At 46.8% G+C, this 20,681-nt stretch carries 14 protein-coding genes; 11 read left to right on the top strand and 3 right to left on the bottom strand.

What is annotated here, in order from left to right:
• Positions 1-5: 5 nt before the first annotated feature.
• The 10 genes from RDN93_RS13995 to RDN93_RS13950 all read left to right on the top strand — a co-directional run bounded on the left by RDN93_RS13995 (position 6) and on the right by RDN93_RS13950 (position 15,879).
• Positions 6-1,262 carry a glycoside hydrolase family 88 protein gene (locus tag RDN93_RS13995; RefSeq protein ID WP_308746079.1) on the top strand — a complete coding sequence of 419 codons (1,257 nt, stop codon included), beginning with the start codon at positions 6-8 and terminating at the stop codon, positions 1,260-1,262.
• 21 nt (positions 1,263-1,283) lie between these two features.
• Complete coding sequence (locus RDN93_RS13990) at positions 1,284-3,761, top strand: glycoside hydrolase family 2 TIM barrel-domain containing protein (RefSeq protein WP_308746078.1); 2,478 nt, start codon at positions 1,284-1,286, stop codon at positions 3,759-3,761.
• Complete coding sequence (locus tag RDN93_RS13985) at positions 3,758-4,930, top strand: alginate lyase family protein (protein ID WP_308746077.1); 1,173 nt, start codon at positions 3,758-3,760, stop codon at positions 4,928-4,930. The genes RDN93_RS13990 and RDN93_RS13985 overlap by 4 nt, the downstream gene beginning before the upstream one ends.
• Positions 4,931-4,952: 22 nt before the next feature.
• The gene (locus RDN93_RS13980) at positions 4,953-6,155 is read left to right on the top strand and encodes an alginate lyase family protein (protein ID WP_308746076.1); all 1,203 of its coding nucleotides are present in this window, start codon (positions 4,953-4,955) and stop codon (positions 6,153-6,155) included.
• Between the two features lie 22 nt (positions 6,156-6,177).
• Entirely contained in the window at positions 6,178-9,285 is a 3,108-nt protein-coding gene (locus tag RDN93_RS13975; protein ID WP_308746075.1) for a TonB-dependent receptor, read from the top strand.
• A 20-nt stretch (positions 9,286-9,305) separates the two neighbouring features.
• Complete coding sequence (locus RDN93_RS13970; protein WP_308746074.1) at positions 9,306-10,796, top strand: RagB/SusD family nutrient uptake outer membrane protein; 1,491 nt, start codon at positions 9,306-9,308, stop codon at positions 10,794-10,796.
• A 19-nt stretch (positions 10,797-10,815) separates the two neighbouring features.
• Positions 10,816-12,348 carry an IPT/TIG domain-containing protein gene (locus RDN93_RS13965; RefSeq protein WP_308746073.1) on the top strand — a complete coding sequence of 511 codons (1,533 nt, stop codon included), beginning with the start codon at positions 10,816-10,818 and terminating at the stop codon, positions 12,346-12,348.
• 13 nt (positions 12,349-12,361) lie between these two features.
• Positions 12,362-13,837 (top strand): hypothetical protein, encoded by a 1,476-nt coding sequence (locus RDN93_RS13960; protein WP_308746072.1) that lies wholly within the window; start codon positions 12,362-12,364, stop codon positions 13,835-13,837.
• A 433-nt stretch (positions 13,838-14,270) separates the two neighbouring features.
• Positions 14,271-15,257, top strand: a complete 987-nt coding sequence (locus RDN93_RS13955) for a Gfo/Idh/MocA family oxidoreductase (protein WP_308746071.1) — start codon at positions 14,271-14,273, stop codon at positions 15,255-15,257.
• A 151-nt stretch (positions 15,258-15,408) separates the two neighbouring features.
• Positions 15,409-15,879: a nucleoside deaminase gene (locus RDN93_RS13950; RefSeq protein ID WP_308746070.1), complete on the top strand. Its 471-nt coding sequence runs from the start codon at positions 15,409-15,411 to the stop codon at positions 15,877-15,879.
• A 181-nt stretch (positions 15,880-16,060) separates the two neighbouring features.
• On the opposite strand, the gene RDN93_RS13945 is transcribed toward RDN93_RS13950, so the two are convergent.
• Positions 16,061-17,713, bottom strand: a complete 1,653-nt coding sequence (locus tag RDN93_RS13945) for an outer membrane protein transport protein (protein WP_308746069.1) — start codon at positions 17,711-17,713, stop codon at positions 16,061-16,063.
• Between the two features lie 39 nt (positions 17,714-17,752).
• Positions 17,753-19,078, bottom strand: coding sequence for a hypothetical protein (locus tag RDN93_RS13940; protein ID WP_308746068.1), 1,326 nt, complete (start codon positions 19,076-19,078; stop codon positions 17,753-17,755).
• A gap of 154 nt (positions 19,079-19,232) precedes the next feature.
• Between RDN93_RS13940 and prmA the strand changes: the two genes are divergently transcribed.
• Positions 19,233-20,081, top strand: a complete 849-nt coding sequence (gene prmA, locus RDN93_RS13935; RefSeq protein ID WP_308746067.1) for a 50S ribosomal protein L11 methyltransferase — start codon at positions 19,233-19,235, stop codon at positions 20,079-20,081.
• A 93-nt stretch (positions 20,082-20,174) separates the two neighbouring features.
• On the opposite strand, the gene RDN93_RS13930 is transcribed toward prmA, so the two are convergent.
• Complete coding sequence (locus tag RDN93_RS13930) at positions 20,175-20,681, bottom strand: flavodoxin (protein ID WP_308746066.1); 507 nt, start codon at positions 20,679-20,681, stop codon at positions 20,175-20,177.

Raw genomic sequence — 20,681 nt, 5'->3', positions numbered from 1 at the left:
ATAATATGGAAACAAATATGAAACATTATCTTTTAGCCCTTAGTATCGGGGCCGCCACTTTAGCCGGCTGCCAATCTTCCAAAGAGCAAAATCCGGTTGCTTCTAATTTCGCTTTTGCCGAACAACAACTCAGGTATGCTTTCCCTAAAATAGAAGAAGCACGCGCGAACGAATCACAAGAAAGCAGAGACAAAAGAATCGCCAGGCAGTGGGGTGAACTGACGAACCCACGCAACACGGAACCGGACGGTTCCTTACGCCTCGTACCTTCCAAAGACTGGACGAGCGGATTCTTCCCGGGCGAGCTATGGTATGTATATGAATATACGCACGACCCTTTCTGGAAAGAAAAAGCCGAGAAACATACCGAAATGCTGGAACGTGAAAAGAAGAACGGCACCACCCACGACATGGGATTCAAAATGTATTGCAGCTACGGCAACGGCTACCGCCTGACCGGCAACCCTACCTATAAAGACATACTCATCGAATCGGCACGCACCCTAATCACCCGTTTCAAACCGAACGTAGGCTGCATCCGCTCCTGGGATCATCATGCCGACCAATGGGAATGTCCCGTCATCATCGACAATATGCTGAACCTGGAATTACTGTTCTGGGCTTCGCGCGAGACGAACGATTCCACCTTTTATAATATAGCAGTCAGCCACGCACGCACCACACTGAAGAATCACTTCCGTGACGACTTCAGCACGTACCACGTAGTGAACTACGACACCATCACCGGAAGCCCGATTTGCAAAGTCACCCATCAGGGTTACTCCGATGATTCGGCATGGGCGCGCGGACAGGCATGGGCGCTCTACGGCTACACCATGTGTTACCGTGAAACCGGACTCCCGGAATTCCTGGAACAGGCTAAACATGTCGAAAGATACATCTTCACCCATCCCAATCTGCCGGAAGACCTAATTCCTTACTGGGACTTCAACGCTCCCGAAATTCCCAATGAACCACGGGATGCGTCCGCTGCTACCTGCATCGCTTCCGCGCTCTATGAACTGAGCACCTACGTACCGGAACAGAAAGATCTCTACAAACAGGAAGCAGACCGGATAATAGAGAACCTGACCGCCAACTATCGCGCACAACAAAATGGCGACAATGGCTTCCTGCTTCTCCATAGCACCGGTTCCAAACCTCACGACAGCGAAATAGACGTCCCCATCGTCTATGCCGACTATTATTTCCTCGAAGCCCTGCTTCGTAAAAACAAACTGGAAAAAGGAGAGAAACTTTAATCGTCACAACTCATACAGACCATGAAAAAGCCAATTATCTATATACTGACAGCCCTTATCGCGCTTGCCCTTCCGGCAAGTGCCAGGATTCCCGCCAACCAGAGAATCCGCCTGACCGACCATTGGGAATACCTCAAAGGTGACCTCGGAAGTGTTTGGGAAGCTGTACGCGCAGCAGCTCCCGGTTCTTCGGAAGCCGTCCCCATCTGGCAGCCGGTGACACTACCCCACTGCTTCAACGCGGAAGATGCCGTAGACCCGGACGTCAACTATTACCAGGGACCGGGATGGTACCGCACCCTGCTCGATATTCAGACTCCGGCAGCCAACGGGCGCATCATCCTCGAATTTGAAGGAGCCGGACAGAAAACGGAAGTATATATCTACACACAGAAAGTCGGCAGCCACACCGGCGGTTACGACGAATGGAGCATTGACATCACAGACGCTGTCCGCCAAGCATTGTCCAATCCCGACTGCCGGAAACGTTTCAACGGCAAAGTTCCCCTGTCCGTCCGTTGCGACAACTCAAGAGACACGGAGATGATTCCTTCGGATTTATCGGATTTCAACGTATACGGTGGTCTTTACCGTTACGTCAACCTGATTTATCAACCTGCCCTTTCTTTCAGCAGCTTCAAACTGGAAACTCCCGTACAGAAAGACCTTAAAAGCGCAGCCCTGAAAGTACAAGCAAACTTCTACAATCCTGACGATATCCGCCAGGCCACGGTTCACCTCACTCTGAAAGACCCGAACGGCAAAATTATAGCCGAACAGACAGCTACGGATATCCTGCCGTTGGGAGAAGTGCAGCTATTCAACATCACCGTCAAGAACCCGATGCTTTGGAGCCCCGGACAGCCTCAACTATACACCTGCGAGTTCACCCTCAAGACAGCCGATGGCGAACAGACCGTAACCGAGCAAACCGGCTTCCGCCATTTCGAATTCGTTGATTACGGCCCCTTCAAGCTGAACGGCAAACGCCTGCTGCTGAAAGGTACTCACCGCCACGAAGACCATGCCGGCACAGGTGCCGCCATGACAGAGGAACAAATGGTGACGGAAATGAAACTGATGAAAGAGATGGGTGTCAACTTCATCCGCCTGGGACATTACCAGCAGTCGGACATCATTCTCCGCCTGTGCGACAAACTGGGTATTCTCGTCTGGGAAGAAATTCCCTGGTGCCGTGGCGGCCTGGGTGGAGAAACCTACAAGGCACAAGCCCGCAGGATGCTTACAAACATGATTAACCAGCATCACAACCACCCATCCGTCATCCTTTGGGGATTGGGGAATGAGAATGACTGGCCGAATGATTTCCCCACTTTCGAACAGTCGCAGATACGCGCCTTTATGAAAGAGCTGAATGACCTGGCACACCGCCTCGACCCGTCGCGCGTCACTTCCATCCGCCGATGCGACTTCTGCAAGGATATTGTCGATGTATATTCCCCTTCTATCTGGGCTGGCTGGTATCGCGGACAGTTCACCGACTACAAAGCTGTATCGGAAAAAGAGATGAAACGCGTGAAACACTTTCTTCATGTAGAATGGGGCGGAGACTCCCACGCAAGACGTCATTCAGAAGACCCGTTCAAATCCTTGGGCGGTATTCCTACCGGAGCCGGAGCGGACGAACGTGCGGGCGATTTCTCTCTTGTCGGTGGCGATGCCCGTGCTTCAAGAGACGGAGACTGGTCGGAATCCTACATAGTGAAACTCGTGGACTGGCACTTGAAAGAGCAAGAAACCATGCCCTGGCTGACTGGAACGGCCTACTGGCCTTTCAAAGACTTCTCCACTCCCCTGCGCCCGGAGAATCCGGTTCCTTATGTAAACCAAAAAGGAGTCATCGAACGGGATTTCACCAAGAAAGAAGTATTCTACGTATTCCAGTCTTACTGGACAGAAAAACCGATGATACATATTTACGGTCACACATGGCCGACACGCTGGGGAGCGGAAAACGAACCAAAAGAAATACTGGTTTACTCCAACTGCCCGGCAGTAGAGCTGTTTGTCAACGGAGTGAGCCAAGGCATCAAGCAACGGAACAGCCAGGATTTCCCGGCAGCCGGACTTCACTGGAAAAGCGTACTGCGCGAAGGGAAAAACCATCTGAAAGCAGTAGCCGTGAAAAGCAAGGAGGCCGTTTCCGATGAAATTACCGTTATGTATCAGACAGCGCAATGGGGAGAACCGAAGCTGCTGAAAGTGACACACTATCCGGAAGGGAACAATATCATCCGCGTAGAAGCACAGTTGACGGACGACAAAGGGATTCCCTGCCTAGATGCAGCCAATCTGGTTTCATTTGAAATAGCCGGAGACGGAGAGCTTCTTCAGAACCTGGGCACTTCGACCGGTTCGCGCAAGGTACAAGCCTGCAACGGGAAAGCAATGATACGCGCCAAAGTGACCGATGCCTGCTGTGTAGCCGTGCAATCAAAAGGAATTAAAACAGTTTATACCCAATTGAATGTACAATGAAAACACTAAGAATTTCAATAGGATTATTTATAGCACTCTTTAGCCTCACTACGGTGACGGCTAAAGGAAACGTAGCCGGACAAGTGCGCCAACTTCTGCAAGCGGAAACCCTGCAACGGGCAGAAGCCGCACTGGACTCCGTACCTGTGACCGTCACCGCCACCCGTGCCGAAAGAAGTGCTGGGGGTATCCACGACTTTTACTCCGAAGGCGACTACTGGTGGGCGAACCCGCAAGACCCGGAAGGGCCGTTCGTCCGTCGCGACGGAGAAACCAACCCGGACAACTTCACCGCCCACCGCCATGCCATGATAAGGTTCAGCCAGTTGGTCGGCGACCTGACTTCCGCCTGGGTACTGACAGGAGACAAGAAATACACAGATGCCGCCATGCGCCATATCCGCGCCTGGTTTATCAATCAGGAAACGATGATGAATCCGAACCTGCTGTATGCGCAAGCCATCAAAGGAATAGCCACCGGACGCGGAATCGGAATCATCGACACCATTCACTTGATTGAAGTCGTGCAGTCACTCCGGTTGATGGAAGCCGGGGGAATCATCGAAGAGAAAGAACTGAAAGTCGTCCGCCTGTGGTTCTCCGACTACCTGACCTGGATTTCCACCCACCGCTACGGCATCAACGAAATGGAAGCGAAGAACAATCACGGTACATGCTGGGCTATGCAAGCCGCTGCCTTCGCTTTATTCACACAGAACGAAGAAATGCTCCGTTTCTGCCGCGAACGCTACCGGACAGTCCTGCTACCCGGTCAGATGGCTACCGACGGCAGCTTTCCTCTGGAACTGGAACGCACCAAGCCTTACGGTTATTCTCTCTTTAACCTCGATGCCATGAGTACCCTCTGCCATCTGCTGACAACTCCCAAAGAAAACCTTTGGGACTACACAACGACAGACGGACGGAATATAGAGAAAGGAATCGCCTGGCTATTCCCCTTTGTAAAAGACAAAGATTCGTGGAAACGCCAACCGGACATTATGTTTTGGGAAGAATGGCCTGTGGCACACCCGTTCCTGCTATTCGGCAGCATGTATCACTACCGGAAAGATTATTTCCGAACATGGAAACAGTTGGAACATTTCCCCACCAATGGGGAAGTGATACGCAATCTTCCCATCCGTCATCCTTTATTATGGTTAAACTAATTTGCTTAAATACAGAATCATTATGAGAAACTTATTATTGAGTGCTTTTGCACTGGTCTGCCTACTTCCGATGAACGCACAGACCATCAACACCCGCATCTATCCGGCAGAAAAGCTGGCTAAAGTGAAGGCTAAAGCCAATACCCCGACATACGCCCCTGCCATCAAATCCTTAATGAGAGAGGCTGACAAAGCGATGAACCTCACCCCACCGTCAGTGATGGACAAGAGCATGGTAGCATCCAGCGGTGACAAACATGACTATATGAGCATGGGGCCTTACTGGTGGCCCGACCCTTCCAAACCGGACGGACTGCCTTATATCCGCAAGGACGGTCAACGGAACCCCGAACTGTCGAAGCTCGACCGCAACCGGTTGGGAGACATGGCAAAAGCCGTTACAACTTTGGGAATCGCCTACTATTTCTCCGGCAACGAGCAATATGCGAGAAAGGCTGCCGATTTCCTGAAAGTATGGTTCCTCGACGCAAAGACAAAGATGAACCCGAACTTGAATTACGGTCAGACCATTCCCGGACGCAGAAACGGGCTGGGACGTGGGACAGGCATGATTGACACCTACTGTTTCGTGGAAATGCTGGATGCCCTCGCTTTGCTGGATAACTCAAAGGCGATGACTCCCGCCATTAAGAAAGGGATGAAAGAATGGTTCACGCAGTTCGTAGAATGGATACAGACCAGTCCGGTAGCCGCCGAAGAGAAGGCTGCCAAGAACAATCACGGTCTGGCATACGACGTACAGTTGACCGCTTATGCACTGTACATCGGTAATAAGGAACTGGCAACGCAGATATTGAAAGAATTTCCGGAAAAACGCCTGTTCCCACAGATTGAGCCGGACGGCAAACAACCGCTGGAACTGGAACGCACTACCGCTTTCGGTTATACCCTCTTTAATCTGACCCATATGCTGGATATGTCGTTCATCGCAACTACGGAAGGAATGGATATTTATAACGCTGCCAGCAGAGACGGACGTTCCATCACCGCCGCGCTGAAATTCGTGATTCCCTACATCGGCAAGCCTCAGAGCGAATGGCCTTACCAGCAAATCAAGGAATGGGACAAGAAACAGGATGAAGCCTGTTGGTTGCTCCGCAAAGCCTCTTTCTTCGCTCCCGAAGCCGGATACGAAGCTATCGGCGCCAAGCACCGCACGACTTCCGCTTCCAGCCGCCTGAATTTAATGTATAGTTTAGAATAATCCTTTATTAAATCTTAATATCATGAGGAACAAATCATTTTATTATCCTTTAATGATAGCTCTATTGCTATTGTTATGTACCCCGTTCGTAACGGTTGTCTATGCACAATCATTTACTGTCACCGGTACAGTCGCCGATAGCCAGGGCGGTGTGCCCGGAGTAAATGTGAAGGTGAAAGGAAGTACCACCGGTACTATCACCGATATGGACGGTAAATTTACGCTGAGTGTCCCCTCTTCCAAGTCTGTCCTTATTATCTCGTACATCGGATATACGACACAGGAAGTGCCCGTCAATAATCAAAAAACTCTGGCTATCACCCTAAAAGAAGACACAAAAGCACTGGATGAAGTAGTAGTGGTAGGTTACGGTGTACAGAAGAAATCACACTTGACGGGGTCGGTGTCCAAGATGGACGTCAACAACCTGACCGACATTCCCGTGACGCAGGTAGACCAACTGCTGCAAGGGAAGATTGCCGGTGTCAACATCCAGAACTCCACCTCCGAAGCCGGAGCCGCCCCACAAATCCGCGTCCGCGGTATGGGCTCTATCAGTGCCGACAGTTCTCCGTTGATTGTTATCGACGGATACCCTGTCCCCGAAGGACTTTCCACACTCGACATGGCAGATATCTCCTCTATCGAAGTGCTGAAAGATGCCGCTTCCGCTGCCATCTACGGTTCGCGTGCCGCCAACGGCGTTATCCTTGTGACTACCAAAGAGGGAAATGCCAGCAAAGCAAGATATACCGTGAAAGCCTCTACCGGATTGAAGTGGGCGTACAAGCTGCACCCTATCATGAGCTCCAAAGACTATTATAACATGATGGGATACGAAGCCGCCCTGCAAAACAAGTCCATAGCCGCCAATGACGAAGCCTTCGGACTCATCAACAACTACACTGACTGGCAACGCGAAGGGTTACAGGATACTCCGCAGATTCATCAGGTACAACTCTCCGTATCGGGCGGCAAAAAGGATATCACTTACTATATCTCAGGCAATTATGCGCAGGAAGACGGTATTATGATTAACAGCAACTACAAACGCCTGAATCTCCGTTCACGCATCAACGCGAAGTTATCCAAACGGGTAGACCTCAGCCTGAACATCGCCCCGTCTTATACCAAGACGGAAACGCCATCGACCAACTTTATCGACTTCTACCGTACTCCGTCCTTTATGCCGGTACGCCATACGGAAGAAACAGCCGCCCTTACCGGAAAAGCCATCGGTTCCTGGGCACGCGGCAGCGACTTCAGCAACATCATGTACACACGCGAAGACGGCACACAGGTAAAAGCCAGCCCTTTCAATACCAGCAACAACAACCCGAAATCGCTAATGGATACCGAAGAACGATTCAAGGAAGACTATAACCTGCAAGCCAATTCCTCCATTAACGTGCAGATAATGAAAGGGCTTACCTTTACCACTTCCAACGGTTTCTACATCAAATACCGCCAGAACAATGAGTATCGCAACTACGAATCGCGCAAAGACGAGGAATCGGCTATGGGCACGTACAAGAATCGTCTCTACGTCGACCTGTTGAGCGAAAACACCTTGAATTATATCGGCAAGAAAGGAAAACATGACTATGCCGCCTTATTAGGTTATACCGCACAGACTACATCGGAAACCACCGCAAACATTGTAGGACTGGGCTTCCCGACCGACTATGTCCATACACTTAACGCAGCGACTTCTTTTGACGTCAGCCAGACGAATACCGTGAAATTCCGTACGGCTATGATGTCTGCCCTCGCCCGCGTCAATTACAGTTATGCCGACAAATATCTGATTTCCGCCAGCCTACGTACAGACGGCAGTTCTCTTTTCGCCGACGGGCATCAATGGGGATGGTTCCCTTCCGTATCCCTCGGATGGCGTGCTTCAGAAGAATCTTTCCTGAAAGGTGTGAACTGGCTGAATATGCTGAAACTGCGTGCCAGCTTTGGTGTGACGGGTAACAACAATATCCCCGCCAACTCTTACTACAACCTGCTCTATGCCAGCAATTATGCCCTGGGCAGCGGAACAGGCGCCCTCATCCCCGGATTGGGCAAAACAACCTCTACGAAAGGTAACTACGACATTACCTGGGAGCAGACCTACGAATACAATGCCGGCATCGACTTCAGCGCACTGGACAACCGTATCAGCCTGACCCTGGAAGGTTACTACTCTATCACCAAGCAACTTCTGTTCAAGCAACCGGTCGTTTCCTTCATGGGTTACAGCGATTACTGGAACAACATCGGACGTATCCGCAACAGCGGTATCGAAATCGAATTGAACACGCACAACATCCGCACCAAGAACTTTGAATGGACTACCTCGTTCAATATCTCGTCCAACCTCAACAAACTGCTCGAACTCTCCGGCGAAGAACGGTTGATTTCTACGGGAGAACGTAACGAGACATACTTGGCACAGGTAGGACACCGAGCCATCTCTTTCTTCGGCTACAAGACAGACGGTGTTTATCTCAACCAGGCAGACCTGGATACTTCACCACACCTGGCAAGCGCGACACCGGGCAGTCTCAAGATTGTAGATATCAACGACGACGGTGTCATCAACGACAAAGACCGTACCGTCATCGGAAACCCGTTCCCGAAAGCGACCTGGGGTATCTCCAACACCTTCAAATGGAAAGGATTCGACCTCTATTTCCTGATTCAGGGTGTCAGCGGACTGGACGTATTCAACGGCGACGGTTACTACACCGAGTCCAAGAAATTCAACCGCAACTACGTGAAAGACCGCTGGATTAGTGCCGAATATCCGGGCGACGGGCGCACACCGACAGTCGGTTCTGCCGGAATCTCGTGGGAATTCACTGATTATATGATTGAGAACGGTTCATTCGTTGCCCTGCGCGACGTGGTTTTAGGCTATACATTTGATAAGAAGAAACTGAAAAAGGCAGGACTCAACTCGCTCCGCCTTTATGCTTCCGGTCAGAACTTGCTCTACTTTTGGGGAAAGAGTTACCGGGGCATCAATCCGGAAGCCCGTGTGACAAGTGGCTCGTACGCTTCGCCGTTGGTAAACGGATACCAGCGCGGCGGATTCCCGATACAGTCTACCGTCAACTTCGGTTTCGAACTTAATTTCTAATCCTCTTAAAACGTACAGAAATGAAACTAAAACATACATTTATTACTAGCTTGTCCGCTTGCCTGCTGGGGCTTTCTTCCTGCGACCTCAACATTACACCGGACTCCTATATCCCCGACGGTTCGTTCTATAAGAATGAAGCTGAGATGAATACTGCCGTTATCGGTTGCTACGGCGGCATGCAAGCCCCGTTGAATATCGAATGGACACTGACCGAACTGCGTGCGGACAACACCCGCATGAACAGCAACAGTTCCACCAACGATGCGTTCTTGCAACAACAGGCACTAGACCTCGGAACAATGGACGCGAGCAATGCCAACATACGCACTTACTGGGAAGCGACATACAGCAACATCAACAGTTGCAATAATGTACTCGCTCCTGAGAATCTGGCTGTTGTAGCCAATGAGAAGAAGCGGGCACAATTTGAAGGAGAAGTGCGTTTCATCCGTGCTTATCATTATTTCAACCTGGTACGTCTTTTCGGCCCTACTTTCATCGTGACGGAAGAGTTGAGCGTAGCAGAAGCCATGAAGAAAGACCGTAGCAGCGTGGAAGCTACCTACAAACAGATTATCAACGACCTTCAGACAGCCGTCGACAACTTGGAAGGTGTGACATATGACGTTGCCGATTTGGGACGTGTCACTCAGGTAGCAGCTCAATCCCTGCTAGCCAAAGTCTATCTGACTATCGGAAAATATACGGAAGCCAAGGGATTGCTCAAATCAGTAGTAGATGCAAAGGGGGACCGGTTAACCGTCAGTTATTCCGACGTATTCGACATCTCCAAGGAAATGAATGACGAGATTATCTTCGCTGTCCGCTATAAATCGGGAAGTTTGGGCATCGGTTCTCCTTTCGCCAACACTTTCGCTCCTACGAAGAGCGGAGCCAATGTAGTGACAGGCGACGGTGACGGACGCAATTATCCGACTACCGAAGTGTTGGGTATTTATCCGGAGGGCGACTTGCGGAAGGATGTCAGCGTAACCGACCATTACATCGACCCAAGCAAAAAAGACCCGGTGGTCGTTTCAGACCAGTCGGCGTATATCAAGAAGTTTGTTTCTCCTGTCAGCGTACGCTATGACGCTGAAAACGACTGGCCTGTTATTCGTCATGCAGACGTACTGTTGATGTATGCCGAAGTACTGAACGAAACGGATGGCCCTGCCACCGGACTGCCTTATCTCAACGAAGTGCGCCGACGTGCCGGATTGGATGCTATTGATGCTTCCGAAGTACCTGTCCGCTCCGCTTTCCGCGAGAGACTGGAAAAAGAACGCCGCCTGGAACTGGCTTTCGAAAATCAGCGGTGGTTTGACCTCGTACGTTGGGGAAAGGCTCTGGAAACTATCAATAAGCAAATCACGGAAACTGAAGGTTTTTATGATAAATATGCTTTCACCGTTAATCCGATGGCCGAATGGCAATTATTGCTTCCTATCCCACAAAGTGTGATAGATAATAATCCGAGCATTGTTACCCAGAATCCGAATTACTAATCCATCAAACGAAAACAGTATGAAAAATAAACTATATAATCTATTGGTTCTCTTTGTACTTGTCACGCTGACGAGTTGCAACGAAAAGTTAAATATTGAGACCGAACCACAGGGCGCACCGGAAATCAGCGAGTTTGCTCCTGCAAGCGGGAAAGCCGGTACGGAGGTGACTGTCAAAGGTAGTAACTTGCGTGATATAGTGTCCGCCACCGTCGGTGGTGTGGAAGCACAGATACTTTATAAGCTGTCACAGCAGGAGATTGTTATTGTAGTGCCACGTGAAGGCACAAAGAGCGGAAAGATTGTCCTTTCTACTTCTCGTAAAGACGACTCCAGCCAAGGCGCACGTGCGGAGAGCACACAATCGTTCACTGTGACTTATCCGACTCCAAGTGTGACGAGTTTCCCGAAAAGCGGAAGAGTGGGCAACAATGTTGAAATTCTAGGTAGCAATCTTGATATTATCTCCAAAGTCCTTATGGGCGGAGAAGAGGGAGAAATTATCTATCAGAGTGAAAAAGAGATTGCTGTAAAAGTGCCTTTTATCATTGATGATAATGCAACCGTTGCTTTGAAATATACGAATCAGACAGGTGGTGAATCTGAAGTTAAAGGGGAATCCGACGACTTCGCCGTAGAAAAAGACGAACCGGAAATAGAGAAGATAGACCAGGCAAGCCTGATGGAAAGAAGCCTGCTCACATTGAGCGGTAAATATCTCAACCTGATTGAGTATATTTATTTCGGAGAAGAAAAGTGTGCACCGGTCAGCCAGGAAGAGAATGTGATTGTATTCAGAGTACCGACTCTGGCGGAGACAAGCACAGTGAAAATCAAAGTGACGTATTATAAGGAGACGAAAGAAATTACTCTGTCCGATGCTTGCCAGGTGATTCGCATGAAGAATTTGTTCAGCGCCAATCAGGCGATAGGGACACGTAACAGCAAGTACGGTTATGGAAGTATGCTGAATGGTAATTCTGCCGACGGGAATGTGGTATGTACTCCTTGCGTATTAAAAGATAAGGGAAACCATGATAAGATAGACTTCGGTGCTTATGTAAACAACGGACTTGAGATACAATTGGGATCACCCGATGCCATATTAACCCCTGACAAAGACAATCTCAAGAATTATTGGTGCGGAACATCTTCTTTACCTGATACGGGTAAATACAGCGAATACGAATCTTTCGCAGCCGTACAGACTCGTTTTTATGTGCTTAATTCCACGACTCATGCAACACTCATCGAACAAATCAGAACCGGAAGAGATCAATTTGACATTATTTCTGAGCTCTTCACTAGTTTGAATATCTCTAAAACGACAGCCCGTACCCGCAAAAAGACAGAAGCACCGGGTACCGTAAGCGAACAGATATTCGAAAAAGGCAGTGTGGTCGTTTTCTATAATAGCCACAAGGATAAATACGGTATTCTCGACATTTTGGATGTTTATGTAGACTACGATCAAGCCAGTAACATAAATAATGGTGATAAGAACAACCAAGGTATTGCTTATATCCTATTCGACCTTTACTATCAACGCTAAAAAAGAAAGAACAATGAAAAGAAATAATACACTAACCATCGCATTGACGGCAGCCTTGTGCTGCCTGACATGCCTGCTGACAGGATGTACCCGGGATAATGACATCACCATTCCACAGACATCTGTCCAAAAGTTGGAAGCAACTACCGTACAACCGGGCGAGACAATCACTCTGACGGGTGAAAATATGCACCTTATCTCCAAGGTTTATTTCGGAGATGAAACAACGCTGGATATCAAAACCCCGCAAGCCGACCGCGACCACGAGTCACTCACCTTTTCTGTACCTACGGATGTATTCGAAGACACAAAGATGGTAACCCTCTCCATCCTTTATAATTCAGTTCATCGTCTTATCGTATGCGAGGAGTTGACTGTCTACATCGCACCCATTATCCCTACAACTTCCACTACCCTATCCGGAGAAATGAAACCGGCAGATATTATCACTATTACAGGAACAGACCTGAATGTGATTAAAGGGGTTCAAGCCAATGAAGAATCAATTACAATCACCAAAAAGACTGCTACTGAACTGACTTTCAAAACACCGGAAGTAGATGCAGACACGGAGTACACAATAACGCTTGTTTATGACAACTCATTGGGGAACGACCAAAAATTGGTAGTACCGGGCAAAATAACGGTGAAAGAAATTGTTCCTGCCGGTAGCATCACCAGCGAAACGCAAGAGGTGGAAACCGGAAAGGATATCACGATTGAAGGGACGAACCTGAATGTCGTGAAAGCAGTCCGCTTGACACAGGCAGGTGACGCATCATCTGACATAGCAATAACAAATCCCGAAGCAGCAGGATTTACCTTCAAAGCCCCGGAAGTGGATGCGGATACAGAGTTTACTGTGACGCTAATTTATGGAAAGAGTGGTAAAGAGACGGCTTCTATCGGTACGGTGAAAGTGAAGAAAGCGACAGTAGTACTACCATATTATTATTGGGAAAATGTCATAATGGGAGCACAAGGAACTGACCATGCTCTTTTTGATGCCATAACCGGAAGAACTGTTTCACCATGCGATTATGCAACAGATATGAATATAGACTTCGCTCTGCTTGGAAACGGTTCCAACCAACCGGCTCGGCTCTCCGGACCTTCTAAAATAACTTCTGTTTTCAAGAATGGATATAAATGCCAAGCCACAGAACAGCCCATATCAAACGATGATTATGCAGTATTAATGACAACGATTCTCTCATTTAAGAAACTAGCAACCACAAACTCTACCGAGAACGCCTTAATTGAAAAAATGAAAAACAATCAGATTACTGACATAATCGATGATATCGGGAGTATAAACCTTAATTCTTCGGTCCTGGATATAGTCGCTAATAATGAGTTAGCCATAGAATATGTTGCATTCAACAATACAACGACCGGGAAAAAAGGACTCATACGGATAAAAGAGTATAAGCAGGGGGCAAGTGAAGCTCTAAACGAAATTGTCATGGATGTCTATTACGAAAAATAAACTCCCAAAGACTTGACTTTCGCTTCCGAATGTCGTATCTTTACAGAGCTAATGATAAAGTAGCTTCAATTAAACTACACGTAAAGGCGGGAATTGCCATTCCCGCCTTTCTTTTTGAAAAAAAGGAATAAATCTCCCCTCACCCCGGCTTTCTGCCTTGCTTTCCCCCCGGACTTATCGCTTCTCACCCCTGGGTTTACCTCTATTCACCTTCCTTTTTACCACCAATAGAGTGTGTATTCCCCTCAAACAGACGCTCTGTTCACCCGAAACGGAGCGTCTATTCTACCAAAACAGAACATCTGTTTTAGTAAAATGAAACTTTCATTTTCCAAACTTCTCTTCTAAGTTAATAATCAATAAAGTTGCTCTTGACAAAAAATAGCTTTATCTTTGGGGTTCGTTTAAAACAGGCACAATAGGTAATAACATTATGAGTGAAAAGATTATCAAATGGGGCTTCATCGGTTGCGGAGAAGTAACCAAGACGAAAAGTGGCCCCGCTTTCCAGAAAGTAGAACATTCGGAAGTCGTGGCAGTAATGAGCCGTGACGGTGCGAAAGCAAAAGCTTATGCCAAAGAAAGAGGTATCAAGAAATGGTATGATGATGCACAGGAGCTGATAGACGACCCGGAAGTAAATGCTATATATATCGCTACTCCCCCTTCTTCACATGCCACTTATGCCATCATGTCCATGAAAGCAGGCAAGCCTGCCTATATTGAGAAGCCGATGGCCGTCACTTACGAAGAGTGTACCCGCATCAACCGTATATCCAACGAAACGGGGGTTCCCTGCTTTGTTGCTTATTACCGCCGTTACCTTCCATACTTTCAGAAAGTAAAGGAACTGGTAGAGAACGGGACTATCGGTAATGTTATCAATGTGCAGATTCGTTTTGCCCAGCCGCCGCGCGATTTGGATTACAATCGTGATAATCTTCCCTGGCGTGTGCAAGCGGATATTGCCGGAGGCGGTTACTTCTATGACCTTGCTCCGCATCAAATTGATTTATTACAGGATATGTTCGGTTGCATCCTCGAAGCAAGCGGATACAAAAGCAACCGCGGCGGGCTTTATCCTGCCGAAGATACTCTGAGTGCCTGTTTCCAGTTCGATAACGGACTGGTGGGTAGCGGTTCCTGGTGTTTCGTCGCTCATGATTCTGCCCGCGAAGACCGCATAGAGATTATCGGTGACAAGGGAATGATTTGTTTCTCTGTCTTTACTTACGAGCCTATCGGACTACATACCGAACGTGGACGCGAAGAAATTTGCATCGGTAACCCGGAACATGTGCAGCAACCGCTTATCCAGGCGGTGGTAGACCACTTGCTTGGTAAATCCATTTGTTCTTGTAACGGTGAAAGCGCAACACTGACCAACTGGGTGATGGATAAGATTCTCGGAAAACTCTAAAAGAGCGTTCCCCGGATCTTTATTCCTTCTCTTTCAGTGTCTGCCGATACCGGTAAAAAATAAATAGAAGCACTTCATTGTATATTGTTAGTTTTTTCTATCTTTGTAGGACTAGAGATTAGAATAAAACTAACAATATATTTTTTGTGCTATGACGAAAGAAGAATTAATGCGGAAAGCTATCGAGCTTTCTAAAGAAAATATTGAAAATGGTGGAGGTCCGTTTGGTGCTGTGATTGCTACCAAAGAGGGGGAAATAGTTGCAACGGGTGTGAACCGTGTTACGGCATCCTGTGATCCTACTGCCCATGCTGAAGTGAGCGCCATACGTGCCGCTGCCGCGAAGCTCGGGACATTCAACCTTAGCGGATACGAAATCTATACTTCCTGCGAACCTTGTCCGATGTGTTTGGGCGCTATCTATTGGGCACGACTGGATAAGATGTATTACGGCAACAATAAAACCGATGCCAAGAATATCGGCTTTGACGATTCTTTTATTTATGACGAACTGGAACTTAAACCGGAAGACAGAAAACTACCCTCAGAAATCTTACTACACAATGAAGCCCTTACTGCCTTCAAAGCCTGGGCAGATAAAGAAGACAAAATAGAATATTAAATGTAAACCTCTCATAATTATTAACCTATTTAATTACCCCTCATATAAAGATAAGTTGTCTCTTTTTATAGTGACGACAGATACTAATAAAAATCCCCGGAACCGCCGTAGACACTCAGCATTCCAGGGATTTTTTACACACAAAAGTTATTATTGAAATTGAAAACTGTCTTTATCAGGATTAGAAGCGCATACCTAATGTTAATAGCACTTGACTACGGGTATTGGTTACTTTGGTAGCTTGCGGAGTCACTATTTCCCAAACTCCCGGTGAAGTTTCCAAGTCATTATAGAATGGATAGAACTTCTCTTTATACATAGAATATTGATAAGCTAAATCAGCATAAAAAGCCTTTCCACGATATCCTATTCCGATTGTATAATTACTATGCGACTGGGAATTTGCAAAGTCTGTATCTGTCAAAGTAGAGTTAACCGGTATCCATTTATAAGCATCATTTTCTTTGAAAGCAGTAGTACTGTAATTATAACCTAAACGGAAGGCAAACTCAGGTATTACTTTATACTCAGCACCGATACGGAATGTATGAACACCTTTCATAAATTCTTTAATTGTAGTATTCTGATCTACCATTTCGTCTCCTTCAGGGTACTTAAACTTCATAGATGAATAATCTTCATATTCATACTCTGCTCCCAATGCTAAAGAAGTTCCAACAGTATAACCCAGACTCGCATTAAATCTCCACGGAGTAGACAGGCGGAAATCCTGTTCTATTCTTCTTCCACCATTTGCATCAAAAGACTCTCTTGTTGTAACAGCATCTTTACCAGGTTTATCGTCACGTACATAAAAAGGCTTATTACCATCTTGTACTTCTTTCAAGTAAACATCCGACGTCATACTTGCACCATTCTCGTATGTCAAATTATAAAATGTAGGCGTATGTATCGCAAAACCAATACGGAAAGGAGAAGACTCGAACGGACGGAAAATAGCACCAAACTTAACATCTACTCCCGAACCTTTAATACGATTGAATGAAGCCAATTCATAACCTTCACCATTTCCATAATCTTCATCATATAGAGTGGTCTTCTTATAATTCACATCGTATGCACCAATCGTCAATCCTAAATAGACACGATCATTCACATTCAACGCAACATTGAAGTCATACTGACTGATCCCCCCTCGTTCATTGGAGTTGAAATAAGCCTCAGCCTCATCCGGGACTACCGGATCGTATCGATCATAACCTTTATCCAAAACTGAATTTGTGAGATAACCTTGATACCCCATAATGCCTAACCAACCAAGTCGATTGTTACTATAGGCATCAGCACCATTAAAGTCATAATTATCTTTATCATACCATACAGCATCTGTAGCCTGTTGTCCCATCTGATTAACCTGAGATACAAAAATCTTATCATCTACGACTCCCATCAATCCGCCCATTGTCATATTCTTATAGAAAGACTTGGTGCGCTTATAATTAAAACCGAAGTTCACATAACGCAATGCTGTCTGATTTCCAATCTTGGAAGCGAACACAAAACCTATGTTATCAAACGACCACTGATTCTTATCATTATTAAAAGTCTGCCCCAAATATTTGCTCTCCGTACCGTAAGCAGAATAGCTAAAAGATGTCATGATGTCATTACTACGATAAATACCGATACCGGCAGGGTTAGTTCCCATTGTAGAAATATCACCACCCAAAGCGCCCATTGCCCCACCCATACCTACAAAACGGGCGGTTCCATTCAAGTCTCGCTCCGCTAACTTCGCTGCATCATATATTGTCTGTGCGCTGACACCTGCGACAAAACACAAGGCACAAGCAACTGCGATTATCTTTTTCATAACGTTGTCTTATATTACAGAGTTAATATATAGTGTTTATTACCTTCTTCCACTTCTGCTAGATCCGCCACCACCGCCACTTGAGCGTGAAGATCCACCACCTGAATAGCTGCCACTGGAACGAGAGCTACTACTGCTACTTGGTGAATAGCTGCTACGAGAAGAAGAACGGCTAGAACTATCATAAGAATGGCTAGAACTTCTACTACTGCTTCTAGTAGACGGGCTACTAGTCGAAGTACCTCTATTGTAAGTAGAAGAAGATCTTCTTGTAGTTCCATATGATGAAGACGATGATGATCGTGAAGGAGACGAAGCGCTACGACGAACGGAGCTTTCACGATTACTATTGTAAGTTGAGGAACTACGTGTACTGCTCGGACGTGTGTAGTTACTACTTCTACGAGTAGAAGAAGCATCACTGCGGGTAGTTACTCCGGTACGTCCAGTACTAACACGAGTTGCTTCACGTCTTGTACCAACAGTTCTGCCGGTATAAGAACCTGAAGAACTACGGCGTTCTGTACCTATTGCCGATCTACGGTCTGAATATGTTCCACTTCTCCGTGAAGAAGAGAAATTATTGTAGCCATAAGAACGACGATTCGTATAGGTGTTGCGTGCCCAATGGTTTCCACCGCCACCCCAGCCCCAGCTAGGACCACCGTGCCAATGGTGATGATGTCCCCAGTAGCCACCGCCACCATACCAGCCACCCCAGTAGCCGCCATACCAGCCGCCCCAATAACCCGGAGCGTATCCCCAAGCATAGTAAGGACGATTCCACCCCCAACCATAATTCCAGCCCCAGCCGTAAGAGCCGTAGCGCCAATCCCACCACATCGGATTACTGAACGTTGGGAATGCGTAAGCATACATACCGTCAGTATATACGTTCCAGTCCCAGGAGTTCGGTCCGTAAACGACATCCCAATAGAGCGGGCTGCTAATACTGATTGCGAAACGCGGATTACGGAAACGGATAATACGTTCTGCATATTCATAGTCGTCTTGCGTACCATTAAATTCGCCGGTCACCCATTCTCCGTCCAAATCCGGTTTAGATTTTTCTTTTATGTATAAGGTATCATTATCCATTACGAACTCATTTTCACGTGCATCGTAACGGCGGTTATATTCATCCACGTCCCGTGTTCTACCCTTGCGGTCCTGAACAACTACGGTAGTACCCGGTGAAGTATAGATGTTGGTCACCTGTTTCTTCGGTTCCTTCTTAACCGGAGCTTCTTTCTTCTCCTGTTTGTCTTTGGAAGGGACGAAGTAAAGGTCGTCATCAACGCTTTGTGCCATCAGGCCTATCGGGAGGCACAAGGCAAATAGCAAGAAGTAAACAATCTTTTTCATATCATCTCGGTTTATGTAATTACTTAAACTTATTCACGTTACAAAGATAAGGAAGAGATTTTTTATCCTTGGGAGATTTTCCCGAAAGAGAAGTAGGGAAATCCCTAAAAAGTCTATTATCTTTGCACATTATTTATTAGAAAAGAAAACAACTATGAAGTATTTTGAATTCACATTCCATACCCATCCTTGCACTGAAACAGTTAATGACGTACTGGCTGCTGTGCTCGGTGAAGTCGGTTTCGAGAGTTTTGTTGAATGTGAAAGCGGGTTGACCGCATATATCCAACAATCATTATATGACGAAACCGCCATTAAGACTGCAATCACAGAGTTTCCCCTACCCGATACGGAAATCACATTTACCTATGTAGAAGCAGAAGATAAAGACTGGAATGAGGAATGGGAAAAGAATTTCTTCCAGCCGATTATTATCGGCAACCGATGCGTGATTCACAGCACTTTCCATCAAGACGTTCCCAAAGCGGAATATGATATTGTTATCAACCCGCAAATGGCTTTCGGAACAGGACACCACGAGACGACAAGCCTTATCATTGAAGAACTGCTGGATAGCGAACTGAAAGATAAATCCTTGCTCGATATGGGTTGTGGGACTTCTATTCTCGCCATCCTCGCACGGATGAGAGGTGCACGCCCGTGTACAGCTATCGACATTGACGAATGGTGTGTACGAAACTCTATTGAGAATATTGAATTAAATCGTGTAGATGACATTGCCGTTTCACAGGGAGACGCTTCGTCTCTTATCGGGAAAGGGCCGTTCGACGTTATTATTGCCAATATCAACCGGAATATTCTGTTGAATGACATGAAACAATATGTCGCTTGTATGCATTCGGGGTCTGAACTATATATGAGCGGATTCTATGTAGATGATATTGCGGTTATCCGTAAGGAAGCGGAAAAGCACGGATTGACCTATGTCCATTATAAAGAGAAGAATCGCTGGGCGGAGGTGAAGTTCATTTATAAAGCCTGATAATTCTTTGAATGATAGAATATAAAAAACAAGAGGGTGTCAGAAAGGAAAAGTTTCCCTTTTGACACCCTCATTACATATAATATAACGAGATTATTTAAACTCTTTTTTTACCTGTTCGCACCAGTCCTTGATTTTCTTTTTTGCCTGTTCCGATTGATTATCCAAGTCAATGACCAGTCCGCACCAATGGTCGCCACGCAATGCCCTGGAGCGTTCGAAAGTATATCCTTCGGAAGAAGTGAAACCGACCAAGGTGGCTCCATCCCCTTCGAAGACTTCCGCCAGCAACCCGATGCCGTCCGCAAAGTTTTCGGGATAGCGTATCTGGTCGCCCAAGCCGAAGATAGCGACTTTCTTTCCCTTTAAATCCATTGTCCGAAGTTCCGGCAACAGTTCATCCCAATAAGTAGGAAGCTCACCGTCAAACCAGGTGGATGCACCGACAATAAAGCAATCATAAGCGGCAAAATCATTCTGCCAGGCTTGTTCTATCGGTACTACCGCTATCTTGTCTTCACCAAATTCCTGCTGAATTTTCTCTGCTACCCAACTTGTCTTTTCAGCCTTAGCTGCATAAAATAAACCTATCTTTTTCAT

The sequence above is a fragment of the uncultured Bacteroides sp. genome, assembly GCF_902491285.1.
Classification (GTDB): Bacteria; Bacteroidota; Bacteroidia; order Bacteroidales; family Bacteroidaceae; genus Bacteroides.
This window is presented reverse-complemented; position numbering and strand designations above follow the sequence as displayed.